Genomic DNA, 16,488 nt, shown 5'->3' with positions numbered 1-16,488 from the left:
CTCTGGTGAATCTCACCAGAGGCTAACACGGTAAACCGGGAAAGAGCAGGTCTATAGAGCGATCAGTGCTCGCGGAAGGCGCGCGACATACTGTCTGTCACAGGCTTTGCAATATAGGCCGCAAAGGTGCGTTCCTCGGTCTGGATCATGATCTCGGCGGGCATTCCGGGTGTGGGAACAAATCCACGCACGCGGTCCATCTCATCGGGTTCCAGCGAAATGCGCGCCAGATAAACCTCTTGCGGAATTCCTCCAGAATCTTCCACCAGCGCGTCCGCCGAGACATAGTAGACCTCGCCGCTCAGCACAGGAGTGGTACGCTGGTTAAGCCCGACCAGTCGAACCGTTGCTTGCTGCCCCATCACGACGCTGTCGATTTCCGTTCGGGGGATCTGCGCCTCGATAATCAGGGGGGCATCCGAAGGCAGGATTTCCGCGATAGGCTCACCAGTTTCGATAACACCGCCAGCCGTATGATAGTGCAATCGCACTACGGTTCCCGTAACCGGGGCGCGCACAACCGCACGGTCCAGAACGCTTCGGGCCTGCCGGGATTTTTCGCGCACACTTTCCAGATCAGCCGCAATCACGCTCAATTCATCCAACGCAGCCTCGCGATAGGCTGATCGCGTGCGGGAAATCTGTTCTTCGTATTTCAGAAGCATCTGGTTGATTTCAGCCGTTTCAGCCGTCAACCGCGCCAGTTGGCCCTCGGCCTCGGCCTGCACGCGGCGGATCGTGTTGATGTCGCCCTTACGCACCAACCCTTTTTTGAACAGTGCTTGTTTGGTTTCGAACTCTTCCTGCAAAATTTCCGAACGCCGAACCATACTTTCCAACTGCGCCTCGAACCCGCTTGAGCGAATTTTCAACGCTTCCATGTTGCGTTCCAGCAAAGCGATGTCGTTTAGCAACGTCTTACGGGATACATCAAAGCTTATTTTTTGCCCGTCAAGGATCGCCATCACCTCGACATCGTTCGACGCTTCAATCAGTTCCGGCGAGAACTCAAGCCGATCGCGCTCATTGTTTTCAGCGGACAAGCGCTGGGACATGGCTTGCAGGCGAATTTTGCGGATGAACAGTTCGCGTTCGTTTGACTCGGCCGAAGTCTGGTCGAGGGTCATAAGAACTTGCCCTTTGATAACGGCTTGACCCTCGATGACTTTGATATCTTCGATGATCCCACCTTCGAGGTGCTGAACAATCTTATTGCGACCTGTGGCAACAAAGCTGCCCTGCGCAATGACCGCCGCGGCCAATGGCGCACTAAAGGACCAGATGCCAAACCCGCCAAAGCAGACAACCAGCAAGATCACACCGATGGTAACAAAGCGGTGGATCGACCGCGGCACCTCGGCATACCAAACTGCTGGATCCTTGGGGTCATTGTTTACGGGTACAACTTCGTTCATTTTGGCCCCCCCTGCTGCGACTGAATACCTGGTTTGTTCCCACGCGAGGCGTTCAACTGTTGCAGCACCTGTTCACGGTGACCAAACAGCGCCACACGACCATCTGTCAGCAGCATAATTTTGTCGACAACGCTCAACAGCGTCGGTTTCTGGGTGATCACCACGACGGTAATCTTGCTTTCCTTGGCCTGTTCAATCGCCCGCGACAGCGCCTGATCACCGGCAACGTCTAGGTTCGAGTTCGGCTCGTCCAGAACCACCATGCGCGGATTGCCAAAGAAAGCGCGGGCCAGTGCGATACGCTGCTTTTGCCCGCCCGACAGCGGTGAGCCATCTGCCGCAACCACAGTTTCATACCCTTGTGGCAACGTGGCAATCATGTTGTGCACATCAGCCAGAACAGCGGCGTCGTGGATTTGCTCATCTGTCGCGTCGGCACGCATCCGGCCGATATTGTCTTTGATCGTACCGGGGAACAGCTGAACATCCTGCGGCAAATAACCGATGCTCTCACCAAACTGACGTGGGTCCCAGTTGCGGATATCCATCAGATCCAGACGAACACTGCCGGAGGTCGGCAGGATCGACCCAACCAGCGTTTTGCCCAACGTGGTTTTTCCCGCCCCAGAATTGCCGATAACGGCAAGTGTTTCGCCGGGATTAAGCGAAAAACTGATGCCGTTCAGGACAACACGTTTGGTGCCACCCGGAACATAAAGAAGGCGCTCCACATCCATGCGCCCCTCGGGACGCGGCAGGCGCAACTTTTCAAATTGCAGGGCCGAATTGGACAAAAGGTTCTTGATGCGCCCAAAAGCGGCACGTGTCAGCAGGAATGCATTCCAGCCTTCGATCGACCCTTCGATAGGTGCAAATGCGCGCCCGGCGATGATCGAAGCGGCGATGACCATACCGCCAGTGATCTCGCCCTGCAGCGCCAGATAAGCGCCCCAGCCCAGAATGGCAATTTGTGTCAGCAGGCGTATCGCACGCGAGATGGCCGCGAAGATCACGTTCCTGTCCTGCGCCCGTACTTGCCATGTCAGAGATTGTGCCGTGTCGCGACCCCAGATGCGCACCGCCTCGGGGATCATCGCCAGAGCGTTGATGATCTGGCTGTTACGCGCCATCGAGTCGAGGTGCAGGTTCGCCATTGATTGGGATCTGTTCGCCTCGGCAAATGGCTTGGCAGTCATTTTCTGGTTAATCACCGCGATAGTCATCAGCAACAGCGCGGTTACGATAACGATTGATCCCAGCTGCGGATGCACCAGGAAGATCATCAAGATGAACAGCGGCGCAAAGGGGACGTCGAGAAATGAGATCAATGTGCCTGACACCAGAAATCCGCGCACTTGCTGAAGATCGCCCAGCGTCTGGTATTCCCGGCCGTTGCCGTGCAGCGACGCATGTGCTGCCGCACTTAGAACGGGCGCGCCCAATCGCGCGGCAACCTCGACCGCTGTACGCATCAGAATAAAACGGCGCACCGCGTCAAATGCCGCCTGAAAGATCACAGCCCCTGCAACAATGGCGGTCAGCATGATCAGCGTATCCAAAGACCGGCTGGTCAGCACCCGGTCACTGATTTGAAACAGGTAGATCGGGATCGCAAGGATAAGGATGTTGGTCGCGCAGGTCAGAACCAGGACAAATGCCAGATTGCGCCAGATCGCCTTTAGAGAGGTGCGCAGAGTATTTTGGAAATCCTCTGGCGGCGTGCGTTTGTGGAATGTCTGGGGTGGCCCGTTGCCGTCACCTCCGCCCGTTTGTCGGAGTTGCATCGGCTCGTTCGCCTTGGCCTCGATAGTGGCACCTAAGTGTTCACCGCCCTTCGAGCGCGTTTGGGGGGTCACCCGCGCAGTCGTTTCTGTGGCGGTGTTAGGATCGGGGCTTTGGGCTTCTTCGGCCACCCCAGCGTCGCGGCCCTGGGCATTCTGATCTTGATCGGGCTGCGACTGTTCGCGCCGGGGCGAAGCCGCGGCACGAGTTGGTGGTTCCGACCTGGTTTTGGTCGCCTGCTTTTTGGGCTTCACAGCTTTTGCGGCAACCGCATCGTCCTTTTTCGCAGTCATCTTGGGACTGTCCTCTGGATCTGGTACACGCATTTCTTTGTTCAAACGCAAACTTGGCGTCTTAGCTGCTTTTGGTAGGGATTTATCGCTGCCATGCGGCTGCGTGGGCGTGCCAACGCCCTCAATATCAAGCGGGCTGGCATCAGAAGAACGACGCGACGAAAATACAATCGACATTTTATAACTTTCGGAACACTCGTAACAAATACAGTCATTACGCTAACACGAATTGACCAAATCAGGTAGAAATTTCACGCCAGCATCGTTTGCATCGCATCATCGTTGCTAGCATTTTCAGAAGGCGTAAGGTTCGATTGTGCCTGTGCGATAGCGTTTTCGCCAATCCCAGCCGTCTCTTCCATTATTATGGCAATGACTTCATTGGCCAACTCCGAAGCGTCTGGCACTTCGGGGATGTCAATCAGTGCTGCCTGATGCAACAGCAGGTCCGAATATTCGCCGCCCGCTGCCATAATGGTTGAGTCGACACCAGTCTTGGTGATGTTGGCTGCATTCAACAGGGCGTTTCCGGCTCCGTTGACCGCGGCATCAACAGCAGCTGCTGCTTCAAGCGAAATATCGTCTTGATCCTGCAACAATGTGACCTGTTCGACCGAATTGACCTGCAAAAGATCGCCGTCGATCTTCAGTACGCGAAGCAACTCCATGCCGGCGTAGTCCGGATTGGATGTCAAAGCGTCTTCAAAGGCCTCGCGATCAATCTGCTGCAACGGCATAGCCTCGGCATGGGCCATGTCCAATTCTTCCACCGTGTCCTCGCCGGTCGTCGTCAGATTGGCCTGGTTCATAACCAGATTGTCGTCACCCTCTTCCGGCTTGCCGGCGCCATAGACGTCATCGTCCAACAGCGCGATGGTCTGGTGCAGCATATCGACCGAAATCATGTTTCCACCGATCATGATCAGATCGTAGAAATTGCCCAGTTCAACGATGTTTGTAACATTGGTCAGAATGTTGTCACCCAATGTGAACAGGCTGGTCGAAGCCGTGACTTCCGTGTTGATCTTGTCGATATCTGTGGCGTCGATCACCTGCTTGATGAAGTTCGTGACCCACAAATCGCCTTGTATCCACGTGACCGAGACAATCGGATCCGCACCCGGCTCTGCCACATTGTCGTCCTGCCACCACTCTTCGCTGGCTTCGGTCCCGATATATGACGCCTGAACCACATTGGTGTCACTTTGAACACCGGGTTCACCCTGATCGATGTCGGACACCACCGCCACCTGACTGATCACTGTCAGGTTAACGGACTTGCCGCCCACTGCGATGACGGGCGCGTCGACCCAGGCCACAGTGATGTTAACCTCGTTGACCGCAAGGTTTCCGCCCGCGATAACCGTATGGCCCTCGCCGAACTCATCATCATCCGAGCGGTCCCATTCGTCCGGGGTCATGTCTGGCGTATCGTCTTCTTCTTCATCGTCTTCTGTCTGATGATGCGCGGGCAGAAGATCGTTCCAATCCGGAATTTCTTCGACCACTTCGCCATTCACAATAACGCCCATCGCGTCCTCGCCGTGGAACTGGTAAATGGTCACGCCTTCGATTTGGGATATCATTGGCGACTGCATCTGCTCAGCCAGGCTTTCGAGGTATTCCAGAGACTTATAGTCTTCAATGTTCAGAGATGGCGTTGCAATGGCGTGCATCGACAACGCGACATCCAGCATCTGCTCGCCTTGCGCAATTTGGATTTCGATATCGCGAAAATCGCCATGACCGATGACATCGTTGTCGTTCAGGACAATCGCCTGGAACGTGTAGGTCACGGCCGAGCCAATGATGAGTGGTGGGACTTGTGGATCTAGAATTAATACTGCTGTCTGCGCCGTCCCCAACTGAACATCCGGAATATAGGGATCGGGTCCGAAGCTGGGACCGACATATATCTCTGACAACGCAAGCGGCCCATCAGGCACGGGCGGCAAAGGAAGATCGGCAGGAGGAGGCAGAAGTTTATAAGGGAGTGGATCATATTCTCCTGGTGGGAGATCTAATTCAGTAGCGATCCGTATGGATATCGGATCGTCAAGTTCATCCAGTTCGACTTTGCGCCGAAGCGCCGTGAATTCTTCGTACTGATCTCTCAGCCGGGCCTGTTCAATCGTAAGCTCAAAGGTTCCAATAAAATGCGCTATCGTTTCTGTAATACTGTCGAGAGACATATCGGTTTCCTTTTCCCCGCCCCGGCCTAAAATTTCCGCTTTGGGTTTGTTGTGCCGAGGCCACTTGTCGCGGCCTCGGCGGTTTCGTCAGAAGGTCGGGGCCCGATAATTCGGGCCCTGACTGCGACTTACACGTCGGTGTCGTCGCTTGCGAAGCTCGAATTCATCGCACCGCCAACCATCGTGGTGTCGACCGAGTTGCCAAGAACATTGGCACCCATGACGATCGACTGGTTGAAGGCCGAAGTATCGACAACTGCGGCTGCAGATGCATACGACTCGCCGTTGATGATACCGTCGCCACCGTTGTTAGAGCCCCAGGTTCCTGCGTTTCCGCCAGCTCCGCCGTCGCCCGAGTATGCGCCGGCCGAGCTACCGCCCATGCTGTCACCACCCATGGAATCCCCGGACATAACGTCGACAGTGGCCTGGCCGCTTGAGCCGCCCGTTGCCGTTCCGGCACCGCCTGCACCGCCAGCACCGCTAGTAGCAGTACCCGTGGCTTCGTTCATAGCGGACGAATCCGAGTCATTATCGGATGCCGACGCGCCGCCGTACCCGGCGATTGCTTCAGCCAAGCTGTCTGCCGAACCATCGGCTTCGAACACGGAGTCGAGTGCACCTGCACCACCACCGCCGCCAACCGCGTCAGATTGTGCTGTACCGGCGCCATCAGCGTCAGCATCAGCCGCCGAAGAGCCTGTTCCACCTGCACCACCATCACCGTCAGCTGCTGAGCTACCGGTGCCAGTTCCATCGCCGGCACCGCTAGCTGTATTGGTTCCACCGTCGCCACCATCTGCATCCGCATCAGTAGCGTTATCGGCAGCACCAGCAACGTCGCCCGAGGTCTGGTCGACATCCGGGCCAGAAGCGGATTGATCGCCTACACCCTGGCCATCGACATCTGCAGCGGCGTCTCCAGCATTGCCATCACCACCGTTGCCATCACCGGCTGTCGACGAACCGCTACCAGAATCCGCTTGGGAATTACCGGTGTCGGCATCTGCGTCGCCTCTTCCGCTTTCCGAGATTTCCTGTTGGAGGCGCGCAATGGCTTCTTCTACGAGACGCGAGAAGCCGCCTTCTCCGTCACCGCCGGCCGCCGAGGTATCGTTGTCGGATTCACCACTGCCTGTACCGTCAGCAGTATTATCACCCGCATCATTGTCACTGGCGTCGGTGTTGTTGTCGCTGGCGTTGTCAGCAGAGCCGTCTGCATCTGCGTCACCATCGCCACCATCTGCTCCGGAGGCGTCACCATCGTTGTCGGTTTCGCCGTAGCCTTTGGCTTTGGACGCGGACTCGTTGTCACCACCATCGGCTTGTGCATTCGAGTCGCTGTCGGCATCAGCAGTCCCAACTCCCTCTGCGTAAGAGTCTACATAACCACCGTCACCGCCTGCATTGTCTGCATCGTTGTCAGCGTCGGTCGAGTTGTCAGCGTTCGAGTCGCTACCCGCTTCGCCACCATCGCCACCGCCGCTTTCACCATCCGCTTCTGAATTCGAACGCGCTTTACCGGTGTTTTCATTGTCGGCATCGCCGGTATGGCCACCATAACCGCCTTCTGCGTCTGCATCTGCGTTGCCGGTCTGACCGCCTTCGCCGTACGCATCGCTACCGATGGTTTTGCCACCATAGCCGTCGCCACCGCGGCTGTCGCCGCCCATGCCGGAGCTCGCGCCATTTGCTGCGGAACCGATACCTTCCTTAGCGTTGGCTTCACCGCCATTGGCATCGCCATTCTGCTGGAAGTCGCCGTAGTTTCCGACCTCAGCGTTGTCGAGGTCGTCATTGTCTTCAAGGCTTGCCAACTGATTGCTGACAAAAGACATATCGTTTCCTTCGCCATCCAACGAAATGTTGAGGTTCATGTCGTCGCCGGGATCATAGTCAAGATCGCGACCAGCAATTATTACGTCACCCATGCTGGCGTTGTCGCCCAGATCCAGGTCGACTTGATCGTCATCACGCGGGATCCACTCGCCACCACCAAAGTCAATGTTCACAGCATTGCTGTTCGAGTTGTCGTTGCTGTCGTCACCACCGTTTTCGTTTGATTGCGACTGTGTTTGATCCTGGTCTTGACCCTGATCCTGATCCTGACCCTGTTCGTTTTCGACCTTGTTCTTTTGCTGTTGTTGCTGGTTCTGTTCGTTGTCGACGCTGTTGTCGTTGGTTTGCTCTTGCTCATTTAGATTTGCGTCAATCTGAGCTTCTTCGACTGTAATATCGGCATCGATATCAACATGGGCCTCTTCGACCTCAACTTCACCGATTGCAGTAATGTCGTTGTACGGTTGGTTGCGTCTACTCATAATAGTTCTCCACTTATGAAGCGCGCTGACCGTCACTCATCTCTAAAACGGTTACTGGCGCAGTTGAATAATAAGGGCCGCACTCATACGCAAAACACGCGTGTGCGGTTTCGTTCAGTGAATTTTACCCACCCTCCTTTCTCGGCTTAGCCGACGCCGTGTCTGCGGAAGTAGCTCGCGGAAATGCGCGATTCGCGGACACATCAGGAATTAAGGCTTCAGAATAGAAGCGGGATCATGGTTACACGCAGAGCGCGTCGTGAATAGCTATCTTAAAGGACTAGAACGCCCAGGGCCTTGATTTCATTACTGTAATGCTCGTGTGATCGAATAGCAGTCGCAGCAATGGCCAATCGCGCGGGTCAAATCTCACAATTTGGGAAACCCATTGTTTTCCACCACTTACGCGAGAGGAAGTACTGCCGACCTAAACGAAAGCATTAGAACTGAATTTTCGGAACGGCGCACATCATTGATAAAACTTGTACTTTCAGCTATAGTCGTGCCCCAATAGCGTAAGTTACTTTAATTCCGTTCTACCAGTACTGGTTACAATTTCGCCGTTATTTTTCGCGGCGTGGGTTAATTAAAAGGGGGCGTGGCAATGGGCATTCCGATTCAGGAAGATGCTGTTCAAAACGATTACAATCCCGAAGAATTCTCGATCAATTTCGTCGGCAAAGAACTCTTCTATTCAAATCAAACGATCCATGGTGTCCAATCCGAATTTGGCGTGATCACGCGCCGGATCGAAACAATTGACGCGCTGTCTGCGCCAAGCGGCTCGGAAGTTGGGGCCGGAAAGGTGGTCGTCGTCGACCAGATGATGCTGGACGACCTGGTGAACCGACCGCAGACCTATATGGAAATCGCGGGATCGGGCAGCTTGGCCTTTGCTTATCGCAAGGAAGAAGCTGCCCGGCTCGCGTTCGAAAAGTGGGATCGCAGCAAATTCGGCGACATCGGATACCTTCCGATGAACGTCGCGCCAGATGTATGGCGATCTATTTTGCGCCTGCTGTTGCATGAAGAACTGTACCTGCCGTGTTTTCTTGCGGATTGCGTGCCACATTCACCCACGCCGTCGAATGGTGCGCCAGCAGCGACTTCAAAGCCCAGCGACCTCCACCCGACATACTCCAAGCTGACACGCCGGGAAAAGCAGGTGCTGAAACTGGTGTCGAAAGGTCAAAGCAACAAGATCATCGCATCGAACCTGGGCATCACCGAACACACGGTCAAACTTCATATGCACAACGTGGCGGGTAAGATCGGTGTCAGCAACCGGACTGCAGCCGCGCAATTCTATTTTGAGGTTGCGCCGGACGAAGCGCGAGAACTGCCGGTTGACTGACGATTTCGAAGCCCGATTTGACCGCCTAATCCTGCTGGTCGGCAAGTTGAACTACATGTGGACCAACACGGAAAGCCTGTTGATTCACCTAATCGCCGGGTTGACCCGCACCAACAAGGATACCTCAGTCATCATCTTTCTGACGCTGAACACGACCCGCGCCAGAATTGATCTGGTCGAGCGGCTGGCCAAGATGGAGGGCCGCCCGCCAGACATTCGTGACCCGATCCTTGAGCACACGAAGCGTCTCAGCAAGCTTTCGGGAATTCGGAACAGGTACAACCATTGCATCTATTCCTTCGACCCAGACAGCGGCAATCCGAAGACAATACTGATGCGCATTGCGGACCGGAAGACGGACATCAAACTGGGCCGCCAGGATACGGTTGACGAAGGTGCGATGAAAGAAATCGAAAAGGTCGTCGACCAACTTTCAGTGGCGAACCGGGAAATGTGGAAACTGATCAACGATCTTGGGTTTCCGGCTTAGCAATGCGCTGGTGCGGGCGGTGGGACTCGAACCCACACGGGCATACGCCCTTCAGATTTTAAGTCTGATATGTCTACCATTCCATCACGCCCGCTCAGCGTGCCAGGCCTCTGTTGAACCTCAGGAACTCAGTAAGGCCATCAGATCACGAATTCAATGCGTTTCACCTGGGAAAATTCGGCATCAAAACGTCGCGGTATCCCCCGCATTTCCCCTGCCCGTCCATCGCCGCGGCACTTCAATCACTTTCTCTTGGGTTGCATGACGCTTGCTTAACCTCCACTTGGAGTTAAACTATGCTGTAGAGCAGAAAAGCAATTGAGTTAAGTCGTGAGCACCGAGCAAAAGTCCTTTGAAGATCGTATCGCCCAAATCAATAAACGCACGGAAGAAACAGCCCGGAAAAATCCCAGACCCAAAACCGATAACATCTGGAAACGCCTCGCCTATCCAGGGGCATTCTTGGGCGCATTTACGCTTGGCTCCATGGTGGTTTTTCTGACCCGTTTCATTCAGTTTCAAATGGTGGGCGTGCCGGAAGCAGGCAAAGTGAACACGCAGGACTTTATCGGCATCGCGATGGCCAGTCTGGCGGGTATGGTCATTTCGATGTTTCTCAGGGACAAGCAAAAAGAGTTCGCAAGTGCCAGCACAGTTGGGGTCTTGTTGACAACTTTCACGGTCCACAATCTGGTTTGGGCCTACCCCGTTCAATTCGAACGAATGTACAGTGAGGACTGGGTTGAGTTCATGCAAAAGATTACCGAGCCCTCCAGCCTATACATCTTTGGCATCACTATCGGATTAACCTAAATATCGGGGGCCGTTGGATCGCTGCCAACTGCAGCGGAAAAGTGAGTCGCGCACCATTCGAAACAGAATTTTGATATCGCCCAATCAGCCACCAAATAGCAGCTAGAGCATGCGCGCAGATAGCGCCTCAATCTGACAGAGACAGAATCGATCTGTTCGTGCAGTCATTCCGGTACCTTACTGCATCTTAGATATTGGAGAGTTAGTGGTGCCCCCACACGGACTCGAACCGCGGACCTACTGATTACAAATCAGTTGCTCTACCAGCTGAGCTATAGGGGCGCTGGGTGTCGATTACTTTCTCTTTTGACGGACTGCAAGCCTCAATTTTCATCCAAACTTAGGGATTTTGAATTTTCCTTGTGACGTGACCGATCACCTTTAGGTGGGGGGCAATATTTGACTGTCCCCAGCACAGCCTGTAACTCGACAGGCAGGTTCAGGAATGCAAGGACAAGAACCAATCATGCAGGTTGCTATCCACGCAGGCGCAGCTTTTACCGATGAAGGGCGGCTGCTCAGATCGTTGCAAACCAATGGAGCCGCTCTGGCCCAAAATAGAGTTTCTTATTTTGGCCCTCGTCGTTACCGGCAAGTATTCAAACCGGCATTCCAAGCACTAAATACACGACCGCCGTTGCCAGATGAGATTGAACGCATCCGGAGCAATCTGCCGATCCAACCAGAGGTAGCGCGAGCCATTTTTTCCAGTGAGGGTTTCATTGGTGAGAAAGATTCGGTGCTCGCGGACGGGCAATTCTATCCCTTCGCGGGCAAACGAGTGTCTGTTCTGGAAGAGGCCTTTAGCGATTGTCAGTTAGAATTGTTTCTGGCGCTCAGGAACCCCGGCAGTTTTATCCCGAAATACCTGATGTCTTTACCGGAACAGGCGCGCGAGGACGTGATCCGCAACAATGATCTTAGTCACCTCAGCTGGGTTGAGATGATCGAAGATGTTCACGACTTTGCCCCCGGGGTGCAGATTACCCTGTGGTGCAATGAGGACATTCCGCTTCTGTGGGGGGACGTTGTGCGCAGCGTCGGCGGGCTTGCTGCGGACGTTGCGATCAAGGATGAATATGACCTGCTGATCTCTTTGCTGACCGAAGAAGGTCAATCACAAGCGCAGGCGATTCTGGACCAGGTTTCGACGCTTTCACAGGCTGAGACCCGTGACGTTCTTGCAGACATTCTGGCGAACCATGCTCAACCGGACAAAATGGAAGAAGAGCTGGACCTGCCCGGCTGGAGCGATGAGATCATCGACGCATTTTCCGAACTGTACGAGCAGGATCTGACCAGGTTGGAAACGATGGCCGGGGTGAAGGTCCTGAAACCCTGACCCCAGGCGCGGCTCACATGCCCAACGCTTCCTTATACATTTCGAGTACCGCCTCTTCTTCGGCGATATCGTCCTTGTCGCGTTTGCGCAGCGCGATGACCTTGCGCATCACTTTTGTGTCGTAACCGCGGGCTTTGGCTTCGGCCATGACCTCTTTCTGTTGTTCCGCCAGATCCTTTTTTTCGGCATCCAGGCGTTCAATCCGCTCCACGAACTGACGCAGCTCGCCCGCTGTCACACGGTAGTTGGCGGCGGCCTGATCTTCGGTCACGTCTTCCATATTTATCTCTCCAAAAGGCTGCGATCTGATGCATTAGCAACGGCAGTTAGCCGGATACATTGCCGCCGCGTGAGCTGCAAGCATCCAATCCTCGATGGGCTTGTGCGCGGTCGGTCGATCCGCTAAGCGCAACCAGGATTTGCGGAAAAATGTGGGGAACCATGTTCGAAATCATCACCTGGGGCGGTGCCGCCCTGTCACTTGCAGGCCTGCTGGGTCTGGTTTGGTGTATCCTGCGTGTGATGAAAGCGCGCAAATCCGGCCTGTCGGACGATGAATTGCGCGCCGCTGTTCAAGGCGTCCTGCCGTGGAATCTGGCGTCGCTTTTTCTTTCGGTGATTGGCCTGATGCTGGTGATCTTGGGAATCTCGTTCAGCTGACACTTCGCCTCAGACCGGCATATTGTCGAACTGCGCCTCGATGACATCTTCGCACAAAGCCGCATCCAGGTGTCGCAGGCGCGATGGCACGTGCATGCCTTCCTGACGCATCCGATCAATCACTTTGGTTACACTGGGCTGAAGCGCAAGCCGGGTCTCAAAACAGGCATTCTGCAGCTTTTGCTCCAGGTGTTCGGCTTCGGAATACAAACTTTTTGCAGACATTTTATTCCTCCCAATTTCTATCACTGTCGCCGATATAGGTAACGGTTTTAAGACCTGGTTATCCTGGCGAACAAACGCGCGGAAAACTGCCTGTCGCCCACCCGGTATCGGCAACCTAAGGCAGAATGATTAAATTCTAATCGGAATTGGATTAACTTGCCTTGACACGCATCAAATCAAAGATTGCCGGTTGCATCATATTCTGAAAAACATATATGATGAGTTGCGCGCTGACGGAGAGCCAAATGACACCAATTGTGAAAGCGTTTTTCGACCCTGACACCAATACGGTCTCGTACCTCGTACAAGAACCCGAGGGGACGGCCTGCGCAATCGTCGACAGCGTTCTGGACTTCGATCACGCCTCGGGCCGAACGAAGACCGACTCGGCGGATCAGATCGTCGCTTATGTTCGCGACAATGAGCTAAGGGTCGAGTGGATTCTGGAAAGCCATGTGCATGCCGACCACCTTTCGGCGGCACCCTATCTGCAACAGGAACTGGGCGGAAAGATCGGTATCGGTGAACAGATCGTGACGATCCAGGAAACTTTCGGGAAAATCTTCAACGAAGGGACCGAGTTTCAGCGCGACGGCAGTCAGTTTGATGCTTTGTTCCGCGATGGCGACAGCTTCCATGTTGGGCAGATGCGTGGCGATGTTTTCCACACGCCCGGCCATACGCCCGCCTGCATGACATATGTGATCGGAGACGCGGCTTTTGTCGGTGACACGCTGTTCATGCCGGATTTCGGCACCGCGCGGTGCGATTTTCCCGGCGGGTCTTCGGAAATGCTGTTCGAGTCGATCCAGAAGATCCTGGCACTACCGGATGAGACACGAATCTTTGTCGGCCATGACTACAAAGCTCCGGGGCGTGATGAATTTGCCTGGGAGACAACAGTCGGAGAGCAAAAAGCCCTGAACGTCCATATCGGCCAAGGCAAATCAATCGAGGAATTTGTCGAGATGCGCGATGCCCGCGACGCAACCCTGCCCATGCCTCGCCTGATCCTGCCGTCTTTGCAGGTTAACATGCGGGCCGGGCAGATGCCGCCTGCGGATGAACAGGGCGACGTGTTCCTGAAGGTGCCGATCAACAAGTTGTGACGCAGACCCATCGGGCGAACTGAGGATAGCGAATGTACATTGAATGGATTTGGGGGCTTGCCGGTGGCTTGCTGATCGGGCTGGGCGCTGCAGTCTACCTTCTGGGCAATGGGCGCATCATGGGCGCCAGTGGGATTCTTGGCGGGCTGGTTGATGGCAGTGACCGCACGTTAGAACGCCTAAGCTTCATCGCAGGCGTCATCGCGACGCCGCTTATTTTGAGCCCCCTGCTCTCTTCTACGCCCATGACCCATCTGACCGACAATTTCACAGTGATCGTCATCGCCGGCCTTTTGGTTGGCGCAGGAACGCGCATTGCCAATGGATGCACCTCGGGGCACGGGGTATGCGGTATCTCTCGATTCTCTGTCAGGGGCATCATCGCGACGTTGATCTATATCGGCGCAGGTGGGGCAACAATTGCCCTGATGCGCCATGTATGGGGGCTGATTTGATGCGGGTTCTCATATCGATGCTGGCCGGATCTCTGTTTGGTGCCGGCCTTTTGATTTCGGGCATGACCGATACCACCAAGGTTCAGGGGTGGCTGGATGTGTTTGGAAACTGGGATCCCACTCTGGCATTTGTGATGGGCGGCGCGATCCTGCCGATGCTCATCGCCTGGAGAATGACTGCCCACCGCAGACCGCTGACCGGTGGTCAGTTTCCTAAGATGAGCCCGCCCGAGCTGGATCGCCGCCTGATTATCGGTTCCGTGATGTTTGGTATGGGCTGGGGCTTGTCCGGGCTGTGTCCCGGACCCGCTATCGCGTCCATCACCTATGGCGGCCTTGGCGGCGCTGTGTTTCTGGCTGCGATGATCACGGGAATGTTTGCGGCGCCCGGACTTGGTGCGCAACTGGACAGATCCGCAAACGCGGCCTAAGCAATTGCCATGGAGATTCGACCAATAACCCCCCGCTATGCCGTCTCGCCCCAAATCACGGTCGAGGACGTCCCAGCCATCGCCGCAGCAGGTTTCGTTAAGGTCATCTGCAACCGTCCGAATACGGAAGTTCCACCAACCATGCAGTCGGATGCAATCGGACAGGCTGTCCGGGCGGCCGGGATGGAATATGAGGTTCTGGAACTGACCCACCAAACCATGACGCCTGGCAATGTCGCCCTGCAACGAGAATTGGCTGAAAGCTGCTCTGGCCCCGTCTTAGCCTATTGCGCGTCGGGCACGCGCTGCTCAGTGGTTTGGGCTTTAGGTCAGTGCGACCACATGAGCGCGGACGAGATCCTCGAGGCCACAACCAAAGCCGGATATATGCTGGACAACCTGCGCCCCGCGCTGGAGCATATGCGCGGTTCTGACGGCTAAGGACGTTTGTCACTCAGGTTAGGTTGGGTCGGGAATGTCGTCCAATCCCGTCAGACCTGCCAGTTGCGAAATCTCGGCCGCCATCTGATCCGGGCTGCCTAAGCCCAGATCGCTATCCAATTCGTTTAATGCCACTTCATCTATCGGCACGACCTCATGTGCGGGATCGATTGGCATCGGATCTTTCAGAGTGTCCGGCACTGGCGCGCTGCTTCGTGCCTCCAGAAACTCGGGCATTTCAGCTTGCTCCAGCGCCGCAGCCGAAGCACATTCGTTCAACCGTACTGCGCGCATCCCACCGCATTGCCCCAAACGTCCAATTGCAGCCCGCGTTCGACCAATTGTCAGGATTTCCGCGCGGTCCAGCCGTGATCCGGTCAACGGTAGAACGTCCCCAACTGACAGCCCGGACAGGGTTGCCAATGGCACTGACATCCTGCCGATCACCGTATTCAATTCGGCCCGGACAACCCCCGACGCTTGCTCAAGCTTCGGGCCGGCAGCAACTTGAATTTCATCATCGGCCCCCTGCTCTGTCGGTGTATCGGGCAACAGAACTGTGATCTGCCCCTGTCGCAACCCACCGCCAAGTTCTACCGTCAAGTCAAACACGCGATATGCGTCTTCGACCATGGCCAGCGACAAAGAGCGCAGATCTGCCAACCGCGCCCGGAATTCATAACCGGCAAGACTGGATTGATCGGCGGCTGTATCGACCAGCGCGACAGCCCTGGCCAAAGCGTCTTCGACCAGCGGCGCCACCAATGCGGCATCCGTATCTGTGTACTCCCGTGCCGTTGGCGGGTTCGGCATAACTTCACCAATTGTCTGCACTTGCACGATCGCTGACACGACCCCCATATCCACGCAAATCGCCGCGGACATCCCGTCCGCGTTGCCAAGGCGCAGCAGCATCCAGTTCGCATCAACCTCCTCAGCCAGCGTGTCCTGAGCTTTGAGAGACTGCTTTGCCCCGATCACGGATAACGGCAGCTGGAACCGATCCCCTGCCGTTCGCGCAAAGGCCAGTCGCAGGGCACGAAGAACGGAACGCGGCTTTTCGCCTTGTTCCTCTTGTCCTGCGGAAAGTTTGCGCGCCAAAGCTGTGCTGACAGACTGCGTCATGCCCGATACCGATTTGAGTTTCTGAACCTGGTATCCGGTC

General features: G+C 55.4%; 16 protein-coding genes and 2 tRNA genes. 9 read left to right on the top strand and 9 right to left on the bottom strand.

All coding sequences use genetic code 11. The annotated features are described in order from the left end of the window. Positions 1-62: 62 nt before the first annotated feature. From AC2FI9_RS13475 to AC2FI9_RS13460, 4 genes are all read right to left on the bottom strand, one after another. A complete protein-coding gene (locus AC2FI9_RS13475; RefSeq protein WP_496768256.1) occupies positions 63-1,415 on the bottom strand; it encodes an HlyD family type I secretion periplasmic adaptor subunit in 1,353 nt (450 codons plus the stop codon). Then, positions 1,412-3,523, bottom strand: a complete 2,112-nt coding sequence (locus tag AC2FI9_RS13470; protein ID WP_496768254.1) for a type I secretion system permease/ATPase — start codon at positions 3,521-3,523, stop codon at positions 1,412-1,414. Before AC2FI9_RS13470 ends, AC2FI9_RS13475 begins: the two co-directional genes overlap by 4 nt. Before the next feature lie 218 nt (positions 3,524-3,741). Next, a complete protein-coding gene (locus AC2FI9_RS13465; RefSeq protein WP_496768252.1) occupies positions 3,742-5,682 on the bottom strand; it encodes a type I secretion protein in 1,941 nt (646 codons plus the stop codon). Positions 5,683-5,810: 128 nt separating this feature from the next. Then, complete coding sequence (locus AC2FI9_RS13460; protein ID WP_496768249.1) at positions 5,811-8,003, bottom strand: hypothetical protein; 2,193 nt, start codon at positions 8,001-8,003, stop codon at positions 5,811-5,813. A 604-nt stretch (positions 8,004-8,607) separates the two neighbouring features. Here AC2FI9_RS13460 and AC2FI9_RS13455 point away from each other — a divergent pair. Next, positions 8,608-9,357, top strand: a complete 750-nt coding sequence (locus AC2FI9_RS13455) for a helix-turn-helix transcriptional regulator (RefSeq protein WP_496768247.1) — start codon at positions 8,608-8,610, stop codon at positions 9,355-9,357. Beyond that, positions 9,350-9,847, top strand: coding sequence for a hypothetical protein (locus tag AC2FI9_RS13450; protein WP_108862396.1), 498 nt, complete (start codon positions 9,350-9,352; stop codon positions 9,845-9,847). The genes AC2FI9_RS13455 and AC2FI9_RS13450 overlap by 8 nt, the downstream gene beginning before the upstream one ends. Positions 9,848-9,855: 8 nt before the next feature. On the opposite strand, the gene AC2FI9_RS13445 is transcribed toward AC2FI9_RS13450, so the two are convergent. After that, positions 9,856-9,941, bottom strand: a tRNA-Leu gene (locus AC2FI9_RS13445). A gap of 236 nt (positions 9,942-10,177) precedes the next feature. Here AC2FI9_RS13445 and AC2FI9_RS13440 point away from each other — a divergent pair. Next, the gene (locus tag AC2FI9_RS13440) at positions 10,178-10,660 is read left to right on the top strand and encodes a hypothetical protein (RefSeq protein ID WP_496768245.1); all 483 of its coding nucleotides are present in this window, start codon (positions 10,178-10,180) and stop codon (positions 10,658-10,660) included. Between the two features lie 206 nt (positions 10,661-10,866). Here the strand turns inward: AC2FI9_RS13440 and AC2FI9_RS13435 are convergent. Further along, positions 10,867-10,942 (bottom strand) — tRNA-Thr (locus AC2FI9_RS13435). 184 nt (positions 10,943-11,126) lie between these two features. Between AC2FI9_RS13435 and AC2FI9_RS13430 the strand changes: the two genes are divergently transcribed. Further along, the gene (locus AC2FI9_RS13430) at positions 11,127-12,002 is read left to right on the top strand and encodes a hypothetical protein (protein ID WP_496768243.1); all 876 of its coding nucleotides are present in this window, start codon (positions 11,127-11,129) and stop codon (positions 12,000-12,002) included. A 13-nt stretch (positions 12,003-12,015) separates the two neighbouring features. Here AC2FI9_RS13430 and AC2FI9_RS13425 read toward each other — a convergent pair whose 3' ends face one another. Then, a complete protein-coding gene (locus AC2FI9_RS13425) occupies positions 12,016-12,282 on the bottom strand; it encodes a DUF2312 domain-containing protein (RefSeq protein ID WP_058272185.1) in 267 nt (88 codons plus the stop codon). Between the two features lie 161 nt (positions 12,283-12,443). On the opposite strand from AC2FI9_RS13425, the gene AC2FI9_RS13420 reads away from it, so the two are divergent. Continuing rightward, the gene (locus AC2FI9_RS13420) at positions 12,444-12,662 is read left to right on the top strand and encodes a hypothetical protein (RefSeq protein WP_170565420.1); all 219 of its coding nucleotides are present in this window, start codon (positions 12,444-12,446) and stop codon (positions 12,660-12,662) included. Between the two features lie 9 nt (positions 12,663-12,671). Here the strand turns inward: AC2FI9_RS13420 and AC2FI9_RS13415 are convergent, their stop codons facing one another. Then, a complete protein-coding gene (locus tag AC2FI9_RS13415; protein WP_496726068.1) occupies positions 12,672-12,887 on the bottom strand; it encodes a hypothetical protein in 216 nt (71 codons plus the stop codon). Between the two features lie 245 nt (positions 12,888-13,132). On the opposite strand from AC2FI9_RS13415, the gene AC2FI9_RS13410 reads away from it, so the two are divergent. From AC2FI9_RS13410 to AC2FI9_RS13395, 4 genes are read left to right on the top strand one after another with little or no spacing between them, the layout of a single operon-like run. Continuing rightward, positions 13,133-13,996 carry an MBL fold metallo-hydrolase gene (locus AC2FI9_RS13410; RefSeq protein ID WP_496768242.1) on the top strand — a complete coding sequence of 288 codons (864 nt, stop codon included), beginning with the start codon at positions 13,133-13,135 and terminating at the stop codon, positions 13,994-13,996. 32 nt (positions 13,997-14,028) lie between these two features. Further along, entirely contained in the window at positions 14,029-14,451 is a 423-nt protein-coding gene (locus tag AC2FI9_RS13405; protein ID WP_496768240.1) for a YeeE/YedE family protein, read from the top strand. After that, positions 14,451-14,882: a DUF6691 family protein gene (locus tag AC2FI9_RS13400; RefSeq protein ID WP_496768238.1), complete on the top strand. Its 432-nt coding sequence runs from the start codon at positions 14,451-14,453 to the stop codon at positions 14,880-14,882. Before AC2FI9_RS13405 ends, AC2FI9_RS13400 begins: the two co-directional genes overlap by 1 nt. Before the next feature lie 9 nt (positions 14,883-14,891). Continuing rightward, complete coding sequence (locus AC2FI9_RS13395; RefSeq protein ID WP_108861797.1) at positions 14,892-15,323, top strand: protein tyrosine phosphatase family protein; 432 nt, start codon at positions 14,892-14,894, stop codon at positions 15,321-15,323. Positions 15,324-15,341: 18 nt separating this feature from the next. On the opposite strand, the gene AC2FI9_RS13390 is transcribed toward AC2FI9_RS13395, so the two are convergent. After that, positions 15,342-16,448: a FliM/FliN family flagellar motor C-terminal domain-containing protein gene (locus AC2FI9_RS13390; RefSeq protein WP_496768235.1), complete on the bottom strand. Its 1,107-nt coding sequence runs from the start codon at positions 16,446-16,448 to the stop codon at positions 15,342-15,344. Positions 16,449-16,488 lie beyond the last annotated feature (40 nt).

This window comes from Ruegeria sp. CDSA246 (genome assembly GCF_059611225.1).
Note: the sequence above shows the minus strand (reverse complement) of the source record. Positions and strands in the feature narration are given on the sequence as shown.

What these genes read in the sequence shown, in the direction of transcription:
- AC2FI9_RS13400 (WP_496768238.1), top strand. Translation starts at nt 14,451, where the DNA reads ATGCGGGTTCTCATATCGATGCTGGCCGGATCTCTGTTTGGTGCCGGC.
- AC2FI9_RS13395 (WP_108861797.1), top strand. Translation starts at nt 14,892, where the DNA reads ATGGAGATTCGACCAATAACCCCCCGCTATGCCGTCTCGCCCCAAATC.
- AC2FI9_RS13470 (WP_496768254.1), bottom strand. Translation starts at nt 3,523, where the DNA reads ATGCGTGTACCAGATCCAGAGGACAGTCCCAAGATGACTGCGAAAAAG.
- AC2FI9_RS13415 (WP_496726068.1), bottom strand. Translation starts at nt 12,887, where the DNA reads ATGTCTGCAAAAAGTTTGTATTCCGAAGCCGAACACCTGGAGCAAAAG.
- AC2FI9_RS13425 (WP_058272185.1), bottom strand. Translation starts at nt 12,282, where the DNA reads ATGGAAGACGTGACCGAAGATCAGGCCGCCGCCAACTACCGTGTGACA.
- AC2FI9_RS13405 (WP_496768240.1), top strand. Translation starts at nt 14,029, where the DNA reads ATGTACATTGAATGGATTTGGGGGCTTGCCGGTGGCTTGCTGATCGGG.
- AC2FI9_RS13390 (WP_496768235.1), bottom strand. Translation starts at nt 16,448, where the DNA reads ATGACGCAGTCTGTCAGCACAGCTTTGGCGCGCAAACTTTCCGCAGGA.
- AC2FI9_RS13455 (WP_496768247.1), top strand. Translation starts at nt 8,608, where the DNA reads ATGGGCATTCCGATTCAGGAAGATGCTGTTCAAAACGATTACAATCCC.
- AC2FI9_RS13430 (WP_496768243.1), top strand. Translation starts at nt 11,127, where the DNA reads ATGCAGGTTGCTATCCACGCAGGCGCAGCTTTTACCGATGAAGGGCGG.
- AC2FI9_RS13460 (WP_496768249.1), bottom strand. Translation starts at nt 8,003, where the DNA reads ATGAGTAGACGCAACCAACCGTACAACGACATTACTGCAATCGGTGAA.
- AC2FI9_RS13475 (WP_496768256.1), bottom strand. Translation starts at nt 1,415, where the DNA reads ATGAACGAAGTTGTACCCGTAAACAATGACCCCAAGGATCCAGCAGTT.
- AC2FI9_RS13420 (WP_170565420.1), top strand. Translation starts at nt 12,444, where the DNA reads ATGTTCGAAATCATCACCTGGGGCGGTGCCGCCCTGTCACTTGCAGGC.
- AC2FI9_RS13465 (WP_496768252.1), bottom strand. Translation starts at nt 5,682, where the DNA reads ATGTCTCTCGACAGTATTACAGAAACGATAGCGCATTTTATTGGAACC.
- AC2FI9_RS13410 (WP_496768242.1), top strand. Translation starts at nt 13,133, where the DNA reads ATGACACCAATTGTGAAAGCGTTTTTCGACCCTGACACCAATACGGTC.